Below are 19,834 nucleotides of genomic sequence, written 5' to 3'. Positions count from 1 at the left end.
AAGCCCGGCTTCAGTATTTTTTTATGTTGCGCCCAGATTTATTGTTTCTGTTGCTACGGGCTTGTTAAAAATATGGTATAATCCCATTGGAAAAGTATTGAAAGCGGTCATAATTAATAAATACAGATATAAGGAGTCGAAAGGCATGAGTTTAGCATCAATAATTCTCGCCGCGGGCGAAGGGACACGGATGAAATCGAAGCTTCCTAAAGTGCTTCACCGAGTCGCAGGCAAGACCATGGTGGAGCATGTCATGAATGCCGCGGCAAAGGTGGGGTCGGACCGGACAATACTGGTTGTGGGCAACGGAAAGTCCGCGGTTGAGGCTGCACTGGAAGGCTACGGGGTCCACTACGCGCATCAAACTGAGCGGCTTGGGACTGGTCATGCGGTTTCGATTGCGCTTGAAGCGCTCGGTGATGAGACGGATGTCCTCATTCTTTGTGGCGACACGCCGCTATTGTCAGCTCAGACGCTGGAAGCGCTGGTTCAGCACCATAAGCAGACTGAGGCAGGATGCACAGTCCTCACTGCAGAGCTCGAGGTGCCCTATGGCTATGGCAGGATTATCAGGGACGCTGAGGGGAATGTACTGGGTATAGTGGAGGAAAAGGACGCTACTGCTGAGGAACAATTGATCCGGGAAATCAACTCAGGGGTCTATGTCGTAAAACGTGAAACGCTCTTGGCGGAGATTCCGAGAATTTCAAATGACAATGCTCAAGGCGAGTATTATCTGACGGATTTGATCAAGCTGGCCCGTGCCTCCGGTGTGAAAGTCGGCGCGTATATGACCAGGGACGCGGCTGAAATCAGTGGCGTCAACTCAAGAATCCAGCTCAGTGAATGCGAGGCGCTGCTTCGTGACAGAATCAACAAGGCGTTGATGACCGGTGGCGTCACCATGATCGATCCAGGTTCTACTTATGTGGACGCGGACGTCGCTGTTGGGCGGGACACAATTCTATATCCCGGCTGTATCCTGGAACAGGGCACAGTCATTGGGGAGGACTGTGAAATTGGTCCAAATGTCAGGCTGAAGCGCTGCAGCATTGGAAATGGTGTCACAATAAAAGACTCAACAGCCATGGACAGCACCGTAGGAAATGATTCCAAGATTGGACCATATGCCTATGTGAGACCGGGCTCGGTCATTGGTCAGCGCGTCAAGGTCGGTGATTTTGTCGAGATCAAAAACTCAAACATTGGAGATGACGCAAAAATTTCGCATCTTACTTATGTTGGGGATGGGGATGTCGGAGAAAATGTCAACCTGGGCTGCGGCGTCGTGTTTGTCAATTATGACGGCAAGAAGAAGCACAGAACCGTGGTTGAAGATGACGCTTTTATTGGCTGCAATGTCAATCTGGTGTCTCCGGTAACCGTTGGAGAAGGCGCCTATGTCGCTGCGGGCAGCACCATTACCAAGGATGTGCCAAGCGGTTCGCTCGCTATTGCCAGGGAGAAGCAGAAAAATATTGAAGGCTGGGTCAAGCGGAAAAACAGGTAATTCATTGTGACGAGGTTCACTCATCATAAGCCATTTTCGGGGACAGAGAGCTTCGAAGGGCAAATAGTCTGACTGGAGGGTCAACATGCATACAAAAGGCAAGAAAATCAAGATTTTTTCAGGCAACTCCAACCCTGAGCTCGCGAGGAACATTTGCGCAGAGATAGGTCTTCCGCTGGGAGACGCTGAAGTGACCAGCTTCAGTGATGGGGAAATTGCGGTCAATATCAACGAAACCGTTCGCGGTGTAGATGTCTTTGTTATTCAATCCACCAGCATACCAAATGTCAACAATTACCTGATGGAGCTGCTGATAATGATTGACGCCTGCAAGCGCGCTTCAGCGGGTCGAATCACGGCTGTGATCCCTTATTACGGCTATGCGCGTCAGGACCGTAAGGCAAAGGCAAGGGATCCAATCAGCGCGAAGCTTGTTGCCAATCTCTTGACCGCTGCCGGCGCAGACCGGGTCTTGACCATGGATCTCCATGCGGCACAGATTCAGGGCTATTTTGACATTCCAGTGGACCACCTCGTGGGCGGTCCAATATTGGCGGATTATTTCGCGAAAAAGCAAATTGAGGACCTCGTCATAGTGTCACCGGATCTTGGCAGCGTCGCCCGCTCCAGAAGGTTCGCGGAGATGCTGGACGCGCCAATTGCTATCATAGACAAACGCCGTCCAAAAGCCAACATGAGTGAGATTATGAATGTTATAGGAGATGTCGCTGGCAAGAATGTCATTTTGATCGACGACATGATTGACACGGCGGGTACTATTGTCAACGCGGCGAAAGCGCTTAAAGGCCTGGGGGCGAAAGACGTCTATGCCTGCTGTACCCACGCTGTGCTTTCGGGCCCGGCCATTGAGCGGATCAAGGATTCCGGGATTGACGAGCTGGTCGTTCTTGATACCATTTACCAAAAGGACCGCGACAAGCTCGACAATCTCGTCCAGCTCTCCGTCGCCGGACTTTTCGCGGAGTCCATCCGCAGGATCTTTAACAACGACTCAGTTTCAAAGCTGTTTGATTAACACAAGCAGCGTTCTGATGAGACACAGTGACACCTTGCGGGCCGGACCTCCTTTCCGGCCGCTTTTTTTGCTGTGATGAATCTGTCTTAACTTTTAAGGAGGAAAAAGCGTGTATCTGATTGTAGGTCTTGGCAACCCGGGGAAAAAATATGACGCGACGCGGCACAATGTGGGCTTCGAAGCCATTGATGTCTTAGCGGACCGGCTATCCGTCAAGGTATCCAAGATCAAATTCAAAGCCTTGACAGGCGAAGCAGTGTACAAGGGTGAGAAGGTCATTCTGGCCAAGCCCCAAACTTTTATGAATCTCAGCGGTGAAGCCGTCCATGACATGATGCGCTATTACGATATCCCCATTTCCAACCTCATTGTCATCTATGATGACTTCGATACGGAGATTGGCAGGATTCGCATCAGGAAGAGCGGCAGCGCCGGCTCCCACAATGGTATGAAGCACATCATCTACAGGCTTCTGGATGAGCAGTTTCCGCGCATCAGGATTGGCATTGGACGCCCCGGCCCCGGCTGGATTATGGCGGATTTTGTGCTGTCCAGATTTGAAAAAGATCAGGTGCCGATGGTTATTGAAGCCGTCAAAAGCGCCGCAGATGCAGCACTTTGCATAGTTGACAGCGGCGTGGACCTCGCCATGAACCGATTTAACACCAAAGGACAAGAGGGATCAAAGTGAAGGCGTTAATACAAGCTTTAGCCAATACAACTGAATATAAGACGCTGATGGATGCGTATGACAGAGACGTCCGCGTCATATCTGTAGATGGCCTGAACAGCAGGGCTGCAGGTGCGCTTGTGGCCGCGCTCCGGCAGTCCCTGAGCGGCAGGCTGCTCGTCGTCGCTCCAAACGACAGTGAAGCGCGGGAGCTCCTGGATCAGTACAGTGGGTTTTCCGAGGATGCTGTTTACATTCCTGCGAGGGAACTTGCTTTGTTTGATTCTTTCGCCCACTCCAGGAGTGTCATTGACCAGCGTGTGGCGGCACTGTGCAGCCTTCTTGATCATCAGGACGGCAACGTTTATATTGCGCCGGTTGAAGCGCTGTCGACAAAGATCGCGCCGCCAGCAGTGTTCTCGAGGGGTTTAATTCCCCTTGAGGTCGGTCAGACCATGGAAATTTCCCGTCTCATTCAGGAGCTCGGTCGCCTGGGTTATATGAGGGAGGAAGTCGTCGAGAGCCCGGCAGCATTTTCAGTGCGTGGCGGGATTCTTGATGTGTATCCGGTGGACCGGTCAGAGCCAGTGCGGATTGAATTTTTTGACGACGAGATTGACTCCATTCGCTCCTTTGATCCTCAGACCCAGCGTTCCATTGAAAAGCTGAACGCTGTCAGGCTCAGGCCTGCGACGGAATTTGTCCTGAACGCGGAAATAGCGGAGGCTATTCTTAAAAAGCTGGACAAGCGCCTAAAGAAAAAGAACCTGGATGAAAAATACGCAGCGCATCTTGAAGAGGTGCGGGAGGCTATTTCTCAAGGCTATGCCTCGGACGACCACGACAAGTACTATCCTTTGGCCTTTGAGTCGGATTATGCCACTATCATGGATTATTTTGGCCGGGAGGACATGATCCTCCTGCTGGATGACGCAAGGGTACATGAGCGCTACAAGATGACTGTGGATGGCTATTTGGAAAATTATAAGAACTATCTCGAATCAGGCAGAACGCTTCCTGAGCTTTCGGATCGAATCCCTGGTCTTGCCCAGTTTTTTGATCACATGCGCCATGCCCGCATTGTGACAGTGGACGCTTTAATCAAGCGAACCCCGGATTTTGTCGCAGGGGAGCGGGTGAAATTTGAAACCATGGAGAGCGCCCCCTACTATGGGAAAATGGAGCTTCTGATTGCGGACCTGGAGCGCTGGCTCGGGCATGGACAGAGTGTCATGCTCGCGCTTTCCAGTGAATCCAGGCGCGACAACGTCGCCAAAGAACTTCAGAATGCGGGACTGGCAGTTGGGGTTTACCGGACAGGGGCTGTGGAGCTTCATCCGGGGCATGCGTCCGTGACCATCGGCAACGTTTCTGCGGGTTTTCAGCTGATGAGTGCCAGAGTGACCTTGCTGACGGACAGGGAGATTTTTGGGGCGCCTCAGAAACGCCGCGCGACAAAATCCAGGTCAAAGGGGCAAATGATCAAGAGCTTCAACGAGCTCACGGTAGGCAGCCTGGTCGTCCATGAATCCCACGGTATAGGCCGTTATATTGGCGTGGACCAGCTCACGGTGGATGGGCTCAAGCGGGATTATATCAAGATTGGCTATTCCGGGGAGGATTATCTCTACGTCCCCGTGGAAAATATGGATACCCTTCAGAATTACGTGGGTGCTGAGGCGGAAAATGTCAAGCTGTCGAGGCTTGGAACCGCGGAGTGGTCAAGGGCTAAGGCCAAGGTCAGAAAAGCCATTGAAGACATGACTGAAGAGCTCGTCGCGCTTTATGCCGCCAGAAAAAAGGCGGTGGGCCATGCTTTTTCTGAGGACAACGACTGGCAAAAGAATTTTGAGGATATGTTTCCTTACGAAGAGACACCGGACCAGCTGCGCTGCATTCAGGAGATCAAGCGCGACATGGAGTCGGCGCGTCCTATGGAGCGGCTGCTCTGTGGGGATGTAGGCTATGGCAAGACCGAGGTCGCCATCAGGGCGGTCTTCAAGGCGGTCATGGATGGCAAACAGGTAGCTTTTCTGGTCCCAACGACCATCCTTGCCCAGCAGCACTTCAACACCATGCAGAGCCGTTTTTCCAAGTATCCTGTTAAAGTGGAGATGCTGAGCCGGTTCCGGTCGAAGAAGCAGCAGGATAAAATCATAGAGGATTTGAGGGTTGGGCTGCTGGATGTCGTGGTAGGCACCCACCGAATCCTCTCAAAAGATGTGGTCTATAAAGATCTGGGCCTCTTGATTATTGACGAAGAGCAGCGCTTTGGTGTGCGCCACAAGGAATCCATCAAGAAACTGAAGTCCCAGATTGACGTTTTGACCTTGACGGCGACGCCTATTCCGAGGACGCTTCATATGTCCCTCTCTGGCATTCGGGATATGAGCCTTATTGAGGATCCGCCAGAGGACCGTTATCCTATCCAGACCTATGTGGTCGAATACGACGCGGCGCTGATCCGGGAATGGATCCTGCGCGAAATTGACAGGGGCGGGCAGGTGTTTTTCGTGCACAACCGCGTCCAGGATATTGAACGGGTCACGGCCAAATTAGCTGAAATGATGCCGGAGGTTCGGTTTAATTACGCCCATGGTCAGATGCCGGAGCATAAGCTCGAGAATTTGATGACGGCTTTCATGAGCCATGACTTTGACGTTTTGGTGAGCACCACGATCATTGAAACGGGCCTGGATATGTCCAATGTCAATACCATCCTCATCAACGACGCTGACAAAATGGGCCTGTCCCAGCTCTATCAGCTCAGGGGGAGGGTGGGAAGAAGCAACAGGATTGCCTACGCCTATCTGATGTACCAAAAAGATAAGGTGCTGACGGAGGTAGCTGAGAAGCGGCTGAAAGCGATCAAGGAATTCACGGAGCTGGGCGCGGGATTCAAGATTGCCATGAAGGACCTGGAAATCAGGGGTGCCGGAAACTTGCTGGGATCAGATCAGCATGGCCACATGTCGCAGGTGGGTTACGAAATGTACAGTAAGCTCCTGGAGGAGCACGTGCGCAAGATTAAGGGAGAAGCGGTAGAGGAGCAGTTTGAGACTACGATTGAATTCTCCATCAACGCGTTCATACCTGAGGATTTCGTCCCCAACAGCGACCACAAGCTCGAACTGTATAAGAAGATCGCGGGGATCCGGGATCAGAAAGACCGCTATAATATTGAAGAGGAAATTGAAGACCGCTTTGGCACGCTGCCAAAGCCAGTGTATAATCTCCTGACAATCGCCCACATCAAAGCAATGGCTCAGCGGCTTGGCATCCGGCTGATACGTGAAGGTGAGGACCATGTTATTGTGAGCTTCCAGCACAATGAGAGAATGGGGATTCAGGTGGTCGCGGAAGCGACGGCGGCCTATGGCCGGAGAATTGCCTTCAACATGAGCGCGAAGCCGTATTTCAAGTATAAATTCAGCCAGCCAAAGCTGGTGAAGGAAGAAAAAGCTAAAGAGCTTGAAACCTTATTGTTAAAAATAATCGCTATGAACACTTTGTGATTTGTTGTATAATCGGGTTTGAGTCAACATAATGAGGGAGCGTGTAAATTTTGAAAACTAAGAAGCGATCATTGAGCCTGATCCTGGCTCTGATATTAGTATTGGCGTTTTCGCTGAGCGGATGCCAGAAGAAGGACAGCACAGGGGCGGTTGTCCCGGAAAACGCGGTTGCCATGGTCAATGGCGAGGTCCTCGACATAGAAACTTTCAATAAGGCTTTTGCCATGGTGGAGCGCAGCTACAACGAGCTTTATGGTGAAGACATCTGGACTCAGGAAATTCAGGGGCAGACCGTCAAGGAGATGATCCGGGAGCGGATCCTCGAGGCTATGGTCATTGAGAAGCTGATTACGGACCATGTGGCGAAGACGGAATTCGAGCTCAGCGACGAAGAGGTGGAAGAGGCCTATGCGGCTTTCGTTGAAACGGCTGCGGAGGACGCGGACTTGACAGCGTTCTATGAGGCGAATGGCATTGATGAAGCCTATATCAAAGATCAGATAATCTCAAAGCTCTATTCTGAGGAATTTGAAAGAATAGTTTATTCCGAGGTCGAAAGTGATACCACCAATCTTGAAAGCCTTTATGCCACGTTCCCAATACAGGTAGACGCAAGTCACATCCTGGTTGCAGAAGCTGAGCTCGCTGAAGAGCTCAAAGGGAAAATTGCAGCAGGTGAAGACTTCGCGGAGCTGGCTAAGCAGTATTCCATCGATACAGGTTCGGCCGGGGCCGGCGGCGCCCTTGGTCTTTTTGGAAGGGGCACTATGGTAGAGGAATTTGAAACAGCGGCATTTGCCCTCAAAGCCGGAGAGGTCAGCGAAGTCATTCAGTCTCAGTTTGGCTATCACATCATCAAAATCCACGACGTTCAGACCCTGGATACTATGGCGGCGAACGGCGCTTCTGAGCAGGAAATTGAGATTCAGAAGTCCGCGCTCATGAGCAACGTCGCGCAGGAAGCTTACACGGCAAAGGTCGAGGCGCTCAGAGCGGAAGCCACAGTAGATACTTATCCTGAGCGTGTTAAGCAAGATTAGGATTTGACGAGTTTGTAAGTATAGGCTGTTTAGTGCAGTCTCAGATGTATAATCTTAGAAATTGGGTCTCAGAAGTACAGCACAAACGCCTGCAGACTTGAAGTGACAAACCCGGGGGATTGATTATTTCAATCCCTTTTTCGTGATATTATTGACACTAAAGACCCACGGAGGGATCAGAATGGCTACGCCCGACAAAAATAAAAACAGTTCGTCTACTTTTATACGCGGCGCCGCAATCCTTGGCGCAGCGGCGATTCTGGTGAAAGTGCTGGGCGCCTTTTTCAGGATTCCGCTCGGCAATATCATTGGCGACAAAGGCATGAGCTACTATCAGGGGGCCTATGCCTATTATATTATGCTGCTGACGGCTTCGACCGCCGGCATCCCCACAGCTATAGCCAAAATTGTCTCGGAGCGCCTTGCGAAAGGCAACGAGCGAGGCGCCATGAGAATTGTGAAAGTTTCAAATGTATTGATGCTCGTCATTGGCGCGGGCACTGCCTTGCTGCTGTTCGTCTTTGCGCCGTGGATCACGGAGGCCAACGAAAACTATGGCTCGCTGATGTCTATGAAAGCCCTGGCGCCCGCGCTGTTCTTTGTTTCAGTGATGGCTGTGTACAGGGGCTATTTCCAGGGTCGCCAGATGATGGAGCCTTTCGCGATATCACAGGTCGTTGAGCAGCTCTTCCGGGTAGTAGGCGGCCTTGGCCTGGCTATTGTCTTTCTCCAGTCCGGCTTTGAATATGCCGCGGCGGGCGCGACCTTTGGAGCGACAACAGGTGCTGTCATTGGTTTTATAACCGTATATTACATGTACAGGAAGTTTGTCAAAACCAGCGGCATTGACTTCCAGCAGGGGGATGATGTCCACGAGCCTTTCTGGAAAGTCCTTGGTGAGATCCTTATGATCGCGATCCCAATCACCATAGGCGCGTCTGTCATGCCCATAATGAGTTTGTTCGACGCCTCCATTGTCATTGTAAGACTCAAGGAAATAGGCTTCAGCGGTGCGGAGGCGGAGTCGCTGTACGGCCAGCTGTCCGGCTTTGCCCAGTCTATTGTCAATTTGCCACAGGTCATCACGGCTGCGGTGCAGATCAGCATTGTGCCGGCCATAGCGAATCTCAGAACCCGCATGGACTTCAAGGGCCTGACTCACAACGTGGAGACCGGGATGCGCCTGGCCATGATTATTGGTCTGCCGGCTGCGGCGGGCATTTCCCTTCTCGCTGAACCCATAATAAGACTCCTCTATTTCAATCAGCCGGACGTCTGGGTGACGACGGGCAAAATACTGGCTGTTTACGGCTGGGGCATCATATTTTTGTCGCTTTATCAGATTACGACTGGCATCATTCAAGGCTTTGGGAAGCCCATTTTACCGGCGATCTTCCTCATGGCCGGTGCCGTCTTCAAGCTGGTCCTGAACTATTACCTCGTCAGCATTCCGTCTCTCAATGTACTGGGTGCTGCCATTGCCACCGTAACGGCCTTTGGTGTTGCAGCGGTACTCAACGTCGTCTATATCATGACCCGTGAAGAGATCAATCTCAACATTTCAAAGGTCTTCACCCGGCCGGTCATCGATACTGTGGTCATGGGCCTTGTGGTCGTGGCCTCCCATGCGCTGTTGTCTGCATTGATCCCGGGACGTCTCGCCACTGTCTCCGCTATCATGCTGGGCGGCTTTGTCTACCTGATTATGCTCTTTGTGACGGAGACAATCACGGATGAAGACATGGATATGATGCCTGGTGGGGCAAAGCTCAAAAAGCTGGGCGCAAAGCTGCGCCTCCGAAAATAAGGAGGTCCTGAACATGGGCAAAATTACTGTGGTGGGGATGGGCCCCGGCACGCTTGACTTTATGACGATCAAAAGCCTTGAGACCCTGAAGGCGTCGCCAGTGGTTTTACTCAGAACCGCCCGCCATCCTGTGGTTAAGCCGCTGGAAGACTTGGGCTGCCGGTTTGAGTCCTATGACGGTTTCTACGAACAGCACGAAACCTTCGACGAGGTCTACGAAGCGATTGCGGAAGATCTACTGAAGCGCGCCCAAAAAGAGGATGTTGTTTACGCGGTGCCAGGGAGCCCCTTTGTGGCGGAGAATACCGTGGAGCGGCTGATCGAGCTGGCGCCGTCCCGGGGTATAGATTTGGATTTCGTTCATGGGACGAGCTTTCTTGACGCCATGATTCACACCTTAAAGATCGATCCGGTTGCGGGCCTTTCGATTCTGGATGCCTTTAAGATTGAAAGCACTGAAATTGTGCAGACTATGGACCAGCTGATCCTGCAGGTTTACGACCAGGCAATCGCCTCCATGGTCAAGCTGCGGCTCATGTCTTTTTATCCGGATGACCATGAAATTCTCATTGTCCGGGCTGCTGGAATTCCAGGAGAGGAGCGCGTCAAGCGGATTCCACTGTACCAGCTGGACTGGCCGGCGCACCTTGGGGATCTTGACCACCTGACATCGCTGTGGATTCCGAGAATCGACGTGAGGCACGACCACCGCTACAGGTTCAGCGAACTGGTGGAGATCATGAAAAAGCTGAGAGACGTGAATGGGTGTCCCTGGGACCGCAAGCAGACCCACCAGTCCCTGCGTCAGTACCTGATTGAAGAAGCCTACGAGGTAGTGGACACCATAGACAATGACGATCTGCCGGCGCTGGAAGAGGAGCTTGGGGACGTCTTGCTGCAGGTGGTCTTCCATAGTGAGATTGCGGCTGAGAATGGGTATTTTGACGTCACAGATGTCATATCGGGTATTTGCAGGAAGCTCATCCATCGGCACCCACATGTTTTTGGGGCGCTTTCTGTCGAGGACGCTGACGAAGTCGTCGCGAACTGGGAGCAGATCAAGCGCGAGGAGAAGGCCATTGAGTCCGTGACAGAAGCCATGAAACAGCTGCCGATGGCTCTGCCATCCACATTAAGGGCTTACAAGGCACAGAAAAAGGCGGCGGGCGTTGGCTTCGACTGGCCAGACGTCGAGGGTGCTTTCGAAAAGATTCACGAGGAAATCGACGAGCTGCTGGAAGAAATGCGGGCCGAAGTACGTAACGAGGAAAAAATTTCCGGTGAGCTGGGGGATTTGTTATTCGCGGTGATCAATGTCAGCCGTTTTTTGAAGGTCAATCCGGAAATGGCACTTAATAAGACCACGGAGAAATTTATCCGGCGTTTCCAAGCGATTGAGGAAAGTGAGCCCGCAAAAGACCGCGGATTGGAAAATTTATCCTTAGAAGAGATGGATAACCTCTGGAATCGTGCAAAAATCAACGATTTGTAGGCAAAATCCTAAAAAATGTCTTGAAATGACAGGTACTTACAGGATAAGATAGAGATAGCTTATAACGAGCCGAAATACTTAGATGAGGAGGGTTTTTAGTGAACAAGGCTGAATTGGTAACAAGCATTGCAGAAAAGTCCGGTTTGACTAAAAAAGACGCTGAGGCTGCTTTAAACGCATTCATGAAGAGCGTCGAGGAAGCGCTTGCAAAAGACGACAAGGTACAGCTCGTCGGTTTTGGCACGTTTGACGTTAGGGAGCGTAAAGAGAGAAAAGGCAGAAACCCAAGAAATCCAGAGGAAGTCATCGCGATTCCTGCATCGAAAGCACCTGTATTTAAAGCTGGTAAGGCGCTTAAAGAATTAGTCAATCTGTAGTCACCGTAAAAAGAAGCAGCTGACCAGCTGCTTTTTTTTTAACTATGAGCCTGAGTGGAGGCGCGAAAAAGAAGATGAGAATAGATAAGTTTTTAAAAAACAGCCGCCTGATCAAGCGGCGGACTGTGGCAAAGGATGCGTGCGAACAGAGCCGCATTGAAATAAATGGGAAGCAGGTTAAGCCCAGCGCCAGTGTCGCTGTGGGTGACACGGTGACTTTGAGGATTGGTGAGAATTACATCACTGTAGAAGTTCTGGCGTTGACGGAGCATGTGACCAAAGAGAGTGCCAGGGAGATGTACCGCGTTCTTGAGGAACAATAAGCGGAGAGGATTTGTCTGAACCGTATGCTGTGGGCCTGCAGATGGTTAAAGGTTCTTCCGCGGATAAGAATATTTGATCACTTAAGTTGGAAAGTACCAGGGAGGGTGCCCTATGAAGCCGGTCAAAAAAAAGAATCCGCTGCTGAGGCATAAATTCCTCATCCTGTTCATCATTGCATTTTCGACCTACTTTGTCGTCACCGTCATCAACCAGGAGATTAAGCTTAGAGAGCTCAGGGTTGAAGAGGTTCGACTGAACCAGGAAATTGAGCGGTTGAATGAAGAAAAGGAAAGGCTGGAGCAAGACCTCAAAGCGTCACAAAGCCTCGACAACATTGAAAAGATCGCGAGGTCCAAGCTTAAAATGGTCATGCCAAACGAAATTATCTATGTTATTCAAGAATAAGTTACATAATGCGTTGTATAAGTTTAGTTAGATAGTAGAGACAGCAATACCAATGAGATTGACATAAAATCAGACTGGCCGTGAACAAAATTTACAAAAATACACGGTTGCTGAGGTTGACAGTCTGACAACCTTTCTCTATAATTGGAATGAACAAAACGTTTGGGAGGAATGATTAATTACTATGTCCGCTGTTGAAATCGGAAATATCGTTGATGGGGTAGTCACCGGAATTACCAGCTTTGGAGCTTTTATCCAGCTTCCGGATGGAAAAACAGGATTGTGTCACATCTCAGAAATCGCTGACAGTTATGTAAAGAATGTTTCTGATTTCCTGAAGGAATCGCAACCGGTCAAGGTTAAGATCATCAATATTGATGATAAAGGCAAGGTTAGCCTGTCCATTCGCCAGGCTATGCCTAAATCGGAAAACGCTCCGGCAGCCGCTCAAGGCCAAGGCTATCAGGGAAGACCGCAAGGTGGCTCGCCACGACCGCAAGGCAGTGGGCCAAGACCACAAGGCAACGCGCCGAGATCACAGGGCTATGGTAATAGATCCTCTGACTCAGGCAGAGATCAGCGCCCGGGCAATCGTCCTTCGAGTCCGGCACCTTACCACGCGTCAAAGCCTCAGGGCTTCAGGTCTGACCGGAACAGCTCCGGCGGCGGAGGCTTTGAAGATATGCTCTCGAGCTTCATTAAAGATTCGGATGACAAGCTCAAAGGCATTAAAAAGAACGCAAAGTCAAGCCGCAGAGGCAATGGCTTCAGCACGAAAACAAAATAGGACTTTTCGCCGGCTTGCGCCGGCGATTTTTTTTATGAGCGGTTGTAACCGCTTGGAATAGTTTGTTACAGTAATGGTGAAATGAAATGAGGTGAGGTGAGCTGAGGTGAAGGGTATGGACAAAGTTTCAATAATCGATATGGGCAGCAACTCCATCCGCCTGCTGCTGGCGGAGTTGAATGACGGCAAGTTGGTCGGGGCGGAAAAGCTGCTGCGCATGACCCGGCTTGGCGCGGGTGTGGATCAGGACGGCGTCCTCCGTCAGGATACAATGGACGCGACAATTGAAGCCATTTTAGAATTTAAGAACCTGGCCGCTGACGGCGGGTATGTGCTGCTGGGGGCTTTTGCGACGAGCGCGGTTCGTGAAGCTGGCAACGGTGAAGCGTTTGCGAAGCGCGTCGAACGTGAGACGGGCGTGACAGTGGAAGTGGTCAGTGGTGACGAGGAAGCGGCTCTGGGCTTCCAGGGGGTGCTGGCGGGCCTCGCGCGTCCCGGGCGGGTGTTGGTCATAGATATTGGCGGCGGCAGCGCAGAGCTCATTCTGGGGGATCCTGGAGGCATCTTCAAGAAAGTCTCTTTGCCGATGGGCGCAGTCCGCATGACCGAGCGGTGGCTGAAAAGTGACCCGCCTGCGGCTCAGGAGATGGAGTCGCTTCGTGCAGACGTGCTGGCACAGCTTGAGCCTTGGCGATATTTCGCAGCAGATTTTCAGCCTGCAGCAGCGGTTGGGATAGGCGGCACTGCGACGACGCTGGGGGCGATTGAACTCGAAATGGAAGCTTACGACCGCGAGCGGATTCAGGGTTTTGAGCTGAGCGCCCAGGCGCTGGATCGCATGATTCTCAGATTGGCGGGAATGACGCTTGATTACCGCCGTCAAGTGCCGGGACTCCAGCCCAAGCGGGCGGACATCATAGTGGCAGGGGCGCTGGTGCTGGAGACAATACTCAAGTTCTTTGACATGAACGGCTACAGTGTCAGCGACTATGATAATCTCGAGGGTCTTCTGGTATCGAAGGGCTATTTGAAGCTGTGATTTTGGCAGATAATGTTTGGGATTTGGTACATGTTTTGAGCGAAATTTGAGCGCTTTTCGGGCAAATTTCGGCTTGACGGGATCCGGGGGATCGTGTAATATAATGTATGTGTCTGAGGGAGATGACTTCTTATCCTGACCTTGGCGGTGTAGCTTAGCTGGCTAGAGCGTCCGGTTCATACCCGGAAGGTCGGTGGTTCGAGTCCGCCCACCGCTACCATTATTATTGCAAGGTTACCCTTGATCATGCCGGCATAGCTCAATTGGTAGAGCAGCTGAATCGTAATCAGCAGGTCGCGGGTTCGAGTCCCATTGCCGGCTCCATTTAAACTATTGAAGCACCAGGTTCTTCCCGTGGGGGAGGGTCTGGTGTTTTTTTCTTAAATGAAACATTTGAGATTTCGCGAAACCATCTCGCTGTAACTTGACAACGCTGATTAACATTCTGTAAAATAAGTCAATTGCTTCTGAGAAGGATATATGGTTGAACGTTGTAATCATGGGTGGTGACAATATTGAAGAATTTAAGCATTGCCAATTTCATCAATGTCGTGGAAGTCGCCAAATGCGGCTCCATAAGCAGGGCTGCCCAAAATCTTTACATTTCTCAATCGAATCTTAGTACCAGTATTAAAACGTTGGAAACGGAACTGGGCTATGCCATATTTACCAGATCCAATCAAGGGGTTAGTGTTACGCCGGAAGGCAACTTATTCATTAAGTCGGCTAAAATTATCATTTCTGAAATGGAGAATATCGAAAAGCTTTCTATGATTGGCAAATCTCCCAAGAATAATCTTTCTGTGGTTTGTGTTTATTCTTTCTTCATCTTTCAAAAGTATATTGAGTTTAGAAAGAAGTTTTTACTCGGTGATTCAAAGGATAGTTTTAAAGAAACTGGGCTCAATCAGGCCATGCAAGATATTATATCAAAAGCCTACAGGATTGGCTTTTTTTATGATTTCGACAGCAATATTCATAAGCGTTGGACGTTGGCGGAAAAATATTTCTTGGATATTAATTTATTGGCGACGAATATTCCTGTTAATGCGTTGCTTACCAAAAATCATCCATTAGCTAATGCTGAAGTTTTAACGCCAGGTTCGCTTCAAGGGTATCCTCTGGTCACGTTTGAAGACTTTGAGAATGAAGATTGGCTGGGGGCTATGGGCATTAATGCTGACAGAGAAGTCCTGTATATTTTTGACCGTGGTGGAATGATTGACACTGTCAGAGGCGGCGATTATATTGGGATCAGTGTTGGAAAGTCTTTCGGTTATGATGAGAAAAGCTCGCCTTTTGCCACTATTCCAATAGAAGGGATCCAGCATCAGCTTAACCAGTACTGGGTGAAAGCCAGTTCCTATGAACTTAGTGAAGTTGAGCATGATTTTTTGCGATTCGTCAATAGAACTTTGAATCTCGATCAAGCCAAAAAATAATCCAGTAGCCAACAAAAGATGTAAAAGTCTATTGACTCTCATATGGTATGAGAGTTTTTTTTATTTTTGTAAATGAACGGGTGGGATGGTGTGCTACTGTAAATCATGCTATTTATTATAGTGAATTCACATATTAAAGATCATATATCATCTAATGTGGTCGCGCTTATCAAGGCATGAATCTCAATTGAATAGTGCGTGAAAACTATTGTGTTCACGAAATTAACTGAATAATCAGATTTTGATATATGATTTGCTATATGACGCTTCGAATAATGGAATATTACAAGGTCGAATTTTCGTGTTAATATTTGATAAACAAAACGGTGTAGTCAGTTGATCTGAAGTTACAAACAAAAAGAGCTGGAGGGATAATATGAGCAACAGTATGGGTTCAAGTGCGTTATCGACACCAAGATTTTGCAATACAGGCACTTTTATGAGGATGCCAAGGATCAATGAAGTTGAAGATCCAGATTTTGTGATTTTCGGTGTTCCGTTTGATACAGCTTCCTCCTACCGCAGTGGAGCGAGATTTGGTCCTTCAGCTATAAGGAACATTTCAGCTATGATGAAACCCAATAATGTCATAATGGGTGTTAATATTCTTGAAGAGTTGAAAGGGGCAGATTATGGTGATGTTAATGTAACACCAGGGTATATCCTGCCGACGTATGAAGCTATTGAGAATGAGCTCCAACCCATTGTGGATGCCGGAATCATACCAATCGGCTTAGGGGGGGATCACAGCATAACGCTCGCATTGATGCGAGCTGTAGCAAAAAAGCATGGTCCACTGGCTATGGTTCACTTTGATTCTCATGCGGACATCAATGACGAAGTTTTCGGTCAAAAATATAATCATGGGACGCCATTCAGAAGATCGTTGGAAGAAGGGATTGTTGATGCTTCCAAATCCATTCAAGTCGGAATGAGAGGATCTCTTTATGACCCGAATGAACATAGGATCGCTGAAGAAGAATTGGGCTACAAATTGATTCCGGCGCACAAAATGGTGGACATGGGTTTTGATGCAGTCATCGAAGAAATAAAAGCGCGCGTTGGCAACCACCCTGTATTTTTAACTTTTGATATTGATTTTGTTGATCCGGCCTATGCGCCTGGGACGGGGACTCCGGAAGTGGGTGGATTTACTTCAAGAGAGACGCTCTATATGCTAAGAAAACTCAAAGATCTCAATTTTGTAGCTTTTGATGTGGTTGAAGTAGCACCTGCTTATGATCACGGTGAAATTACATCTTATATGGCGGCAAATATATGTTTTGAGTACATATCAATGTTGGCCTTAAAAAAGAAGGAAGCAAGACTATAATTTTTTATTCTCCAATGAACATCTAACCTCTGAACTTTGTCCCATATGACATGTAAAGGAGCGTTGTTATGGAAAATAATAATGTCAATTCTATTGAAGTTGGTAAAGTTACATACGACAGTGACATGCAGTCCACGGATCTGGATTCAATTCAATTGAGTTCCAATGAATATTTAACCGGACTCTTAAAAATGGTTATCCTAAGTGCCATTGGAATTTTTGTCTTCTTCTTTTCGGTGCCTGTAAACGGTGAGAGCAAAATTGTCTTTGCAGTTATATACAATGCTTTTATCAATATGTTTGGTAATTTTGCGTATTGGATCCTCCTGACTTTGATTGGCGGCAATTTGATTGTCCACCTGAAGTATAAATATTTTGATAAGTCGCCTAAGGTATCGTTGCTGGCAAAGATATATGAAAATGATACGGTGGTTCATTCAGTATTGTACGCGATAGGTACTTTGTATGCGTTGCTTTACGCAATGAAGGTCAATGTTCCGGGGTTCGAAGGTGTCGAAATCATAACTGGCGCAGCTACGGGCGGCAGTGTGTTCCCGCCAATTGTTCTTGGGGTATTGGGGATCATCACAGTCGGTGCAGTCTTTATGCCTTTGCTTTTAAACTATGGTGTGTTGGAGATTATAGGTGTGTTATTGGAGCCGCTGATGAGACCTTTGTTTAAGGTGCCGGGGAAAGCAGCTTTGGATGCTACAGCTTCCTTTGTCAGCTCATCGTCGTTAGGTGTTTTAATTACCAACAGGCTTTGGAAGATGAATGTCTACACCGAAAAAGAAATGGTAACCATTATGACAGGGTTTAGTGCGGTCAGTATAGGCTTTGCCTATCTGGTTATAGAAACCGCAGGCCTTGCAGATCAATTCATAAAAGTTTATGGAATAAGTTTTATACTTGTATTTCTCATAGCGCCAATAATGGTTCGTATACCACCTGTTTCAAGAAAGAAAGACATCTTTTTCAATGGACATGAACAAACGGTTGAAGAGCGTATGGAAGAAACTTCATATAATTCCAAGACGTTATCAAGAGGCTTCAATAGAGCGGTAAAACGCGCCTATATCGCGAAAAGCCTGGGATACAATCTTAAAGAAAGTCTTAAAGACAGCATTCTGATCATTCCACAAGTTTTGACCATGCTTTCAGCAGTAGGTGTCTCTGCATTGATTTTGGCGGAATATACACCGGTATTCAATTGGGTGGGTTATGTGTTTGAGCCAATTGTAAGAGTGCTTCAAATACCTGACGCTGCCATCATAGCTGCTTCTATCCCGATAGGCATAGCGGAAATGTTCTTGCCGGTGTTGCTGATTCAAAATCATATAGAAGTCCTATCCATTGAAGCAAGAGCTTTTGTCACAATTGTTTCCATGGTTCAAATCATCTTTTTCTCTGAAACGGCCACGGTTATGCTGGCGACCAAATCTCCAATTAAAGTCAGGGAAATCGTAATCTGCTTTATTGAACGCACTTTGATCGCAATGCCATTGGCAGCAATTGCTATACATATCTTCTTCTGATTTGGCATGCACTAACAAAAAATGATTGAGATTTAATCAAGCAAACCCCATGATTGTATGCGATCATGGGGTTTGCTTTGGGCTTTGAGGAAGATAAACAGAGGCTGTGTTAAGACTTCCTTTATCTAAAGAATCGCTCATTGATAACCATAAAATCAGCGATATCCGTGCATATAATTTTACATAACATTTGATATGTTGTATGCATTAGTCATCACTATGATCCTATATTTTATAGAGGTGGCGATTAATGTAGAACGAAACTAATGTTAGGCGGCTGATTTTATCTTGCCGCGAAGAAATGGAAATGTGTGATTATAGTGAGGACTACAAATGCCGCGTTTCCGGGGTTTGGAATGCAATAATTGAGTAGATGGATAATCATCGTTTCAGTGAGTTCACGCCTGAAATAGGCAATACGTTTCTCGAAGAAATGGTTGGGACTCATCTGCATAGCAAAGCCCTGGTCAAATCTCATAGGGTCACCGTTAGAGGTGTGAGGATGCTTATATCCTTGAATACGAAAGGATACATAGAGGAACACTCTCCCTCAACTGATCACATTTTCACTGGTGAATTTGGCAAACTCATACTACTTTATCTTGATCACATGGCAAATGTGCTCAAAAGAAAAACCTCAACCGTGAGAAATGCTGAACTCTACTTGTTCCGGTTTTATTGTTTTCTATCAGCACATAGATATGACATCAGTAATCTCAGTTTTGATGTTATTGAAAATTTTCATCGTGAGCAGGATTATACGATGTATATTGTCTCGGATAACTATCATTTCCGTGAAGGTAAGCTGCCATCAACCTATTCAGAAGAAGAGATACGAACAGTTTTGTATTGCGTCGATCGCTCTTCTGCTATCGGGAAACGTGATTATCTTTTCCTTATTCTCACGGCAGAGTATGGTTTGAGGAATGGTGATATCCGCCAATTCCGACTTGACCATATAGACTGGGACAGGAATGAAATCCGATTTTACCAAGATAAAACCAGTAATTCGGTAACTTTTCCACTTCTTTCATCTGTGGGTAATGCTATTATTGACTATCTTAAAAACGGGCGACCGATAACTGATACTATAGAAATCATCCTATCGGTCAAACCATCAAGGAAGTCCAAAACACTATCTGCATCGGCGGTCAGTAGTATTGCGGCAAAATATTTCGGCAAATCAGGACTTTCAGCTTTGAATGCCCGTCACAAAGGAACGCATGTATTTAGGCATAGCTTGGCATCAAACATGCTTGCCAAGGAAGTTCCACTCCTGGTAATAAGTGATGTGCTTGGACATAGTTCTACTGAAAGCACCAAAACCTATCTTAAAGTTGATTTTAAACAGCTGAAAAGATGTGCATTACCTATGCCTGCAAATCACTCCCCCTTCTATCAGAGAGGAGGGATCTGGTTATGAGAGAGATAAATCTCTCTGCTCTCACGTCTGTTTTTAGTGATGAGATGCGCGCATATATGTTAATGAAAGCCACCCACGGTTTTCAAATGAAAAGTTATT

Annotated in this window: 16 protein-coding genes and 2 tRNA genes; all 18 read left to right on the top strand. The window is 48.2% G+C overall.

Features of this window, described 5'->3' with window-relative positions; translation table 11 throughout:
* Nucleotides 1-145 precede the first annotated feature (145 nt).
* The 18 genes from glmU to BLP63_RS00355 all read left to right on the top strand — a co-directional run bounded on the left by glmU (nt 146) and on the right by BLP63_RS00355 (nt 19,735).
* Nucleotides 146-1,510, top strand: coding sequence for a bifunctional UDP-N-acetylglucosamine diphosphorylase/glucosamine-1-phosphate N-acetyltransferase GlmU (gene glmU, locus BLP63_RS00440; protein ID WP_092588917.1), 1,365 nt, complete (start codon nt 146-148; stop codon nt 1,508-1,510).
* 85 nt (nt 1,511-1,595) lie between these two features.
* Nucleotides 1,596-2,546 carry a ribose-phosphate diphosphokinase gene (locus BLP63_RS00435; RefSeq protein ID WP_092588916.1) on the top strand — a complete coding sequence of 317 codons (951 nt, stop codon included), beginning with the start codon at nt 1,596-1,598 and terminating at the stop codon, nt 2,544-2,546.
* A 109-nt stretch (nt 2,547-2,655) separates the two neighbouring features.
* Nucleotides 2,656-3,237, top strand: a complete 582-nt coding sequence (pth, locus tag BLP63_RS00430; RefSeq protein ID WP_092588915.1) for an aminoacyl-tRNA hydrolase — start codon at nt 2,656-2,658, stop codon at nt 3,235-3,237.
* The gene (gene mfd, locus BLP63_RS00425; RefSeq protein ID WP_092588914.1) at nt 3,234-6,731 is read left to right on the top strand and encodes a transcription-repair coupling factor; all 3,498 of its coding nucleotides are present in this window, start codon (nt 3,234-3,236) and stop codon (nt 6,729-6,731) included. The genes pth and mfd overlap by 4 nt, the downstream gene beginning before the upstream one ends.
* Nucleotides 6,732-6,781: 50 nt before the next feature.
* Nucleotides 6,782-7,771, top strand: a complete 990-nt coding sequence (locus BLP63_RS00420) for a peptidylprolyl isomerase (protein ID WP_092588913.1) — start codon at nt 6,782-6,784, stop codon at nt 7,769-7,771.
* Nucleotides 7,772-7,952: 181 nt separating this feature from the next.
* Nucleotides 7,953-9,578: a putative polysaccharide biosynthesis protein gene (locus BLP63_RS00415; RefSeq protein ID WP_092588912.1), complete on the top strand. Its 1,626-nt coding sequence runs from the start codon at nt 7,953-7,955 to the stop codon at nt 9,576-9,578.
* Between the two features lie 13 nt (nt 9,579-9,591).
* Entirely contained in the window at nt 9,592-11,070 is a 1,479-nt protein-coding gene (gene yabN / locus BLP63_RS00410; protein WP_092588911.1) for a bifunctional methyltransferase/pyrophosphohydrolase YabN, read from the top strand.
* Nucleotides 11,071-11,168: 98 nt separating this feature from the next.
* On the top strand, nt 11,169-11,447 hold the full coding sequence (locus tag BLP63_RS00405) for an HU family DNA-binding protein (protein WP_092588910.1): 279 nt from the start codon (nt 11,169-11,171) through the stop codon (nt 11,445-11,447).
* Between the two features lie 74 nt (nt 11,448-11,521).
* A complete protein-coding gene (locus tag BLP63_RS00400) occupies nt 11,522-11,770 on the top strand; it encodes an RNA-binding S4 domain-containing protein (RefSeq protein WP_092588909.1) in 249 nt (82 codons plus the stop codon).
* Nucleotides 11,771-11,882: 112 nt separating this feature from the next.
* Nucleotides 11,883-12,176 carry an FtsB family cell division protein gene (locus tag BLP63_RS00395; protein WP_092588908.1) on the top strand — a complete coding sequence of 98 codons (294 nt, stop codon included), beginning with the start codon at nt 11,883-11,885 and terminating at the stop codon, nt 12,174-12,176.
* Nucleotides 12,177-12,360: 184 nt separating this feature from the next.
* Nucleotides 12,361-12,963: a S1 RNA-binding domain-containing protein gene (locus BLP63_RS00390; protein WP_092588907.1), complete on the top strand. Its 603-nt coding sequence runs from the start codon at nt 12,361-12,363 to the stop codon at nt 12,961-12,963.
* Between the two features lie 115 nt (nt 12,964-13,078).
* Nucleotides 13,079-14,002: a Ppx/GppA phosphatase family protein gene (locus BLP63_RS00385; RefSeq protein WP_092588906.1), complete on the top strand. Its 924-nt coding sequence runs from the start codon at nt 13,079-13,081 to the stop codon at nt 14,000-14,002.
* 143 nt (nt 14,003-14,145) lie between these two features.
* Nucleotides 14,146-14,222 (top strand) — tRNA-Met (locus BLP63_RS00380).
* 28 nt (nt 14,223-14,250) lie between these two features.
* A tRNA-Thr gene (locus BLP63_RS00375) sits at nt 14,251-14,326 on the top strand.
* A gap of 191 nt (nt 14,327-14,517) precedes the next feature.
* Complete coding sequence (locus tag BLP63_RS00370) at nt 14,518-15,444, top strand: LysR family transcriptional regulator (RefSeq protein ID WP_170829204.1); 927 nt, start codon at nt 14,518-14,520, stop codon at nt 15,442-15,444.
* A gap of 376 nt (nt 15,445-15,820) precedes the next feature.
* On the top strand, nt 15,821-16,777 hold the full coding sequence (speB, locus tag BLP63_RS00365) for an agmatinase (protein ID WP_092588904.1): 957 nt from the start codon (nt 15,821-15,823) through the stop codon (nt 16,775-16,777).
* Nucleotides 16,778-16,845: 68 nt separating this feature from the next.
* The gene (locus tag BLP63_RS00360; RefSeq protein ID WP_092588903.1) at nt 16,846-18,312 is read left to right on the top strand and encodes a YjiH family protein; all 1,467 of its coding nucleotides are present in this window, start codon (nt 16,846-16,848) and stop codon (nt 18,310-18,312) included.
* A 514-nt stretch (nt 18,313-18,826) separates the two neighbouring features.
* Complete coding sequence (locus tag BLP63_RS00355) at nt 18,827-19,735, top strand: site-specific integrase (protein WP_170829203.1); 909 nt, start codon at nt 18,827-18,829, stop codon at nt 19,733-19,735.
* The last annotated feature ends 99 nt before the right edge of the window (nt 19,736-19,834 follow it).

The sequence above is a fragment of the Acidaminobacter hydrogenoformans DSM 2784 genome (genome assembly GCF_900103005.1).
Taxonomy (GTDB): domain Bacteria; phylum Bacillota; class Clostridia; order Peptostreptococcales; family Acidaminobacteraceae; genus Acidaminobacter; species Acidaminobacter hydrogenoformans.
Note: the sequence above shows the minus strand (reverse complement) of the source record. Positions and strands in the feature narration are given on the sequence as shown.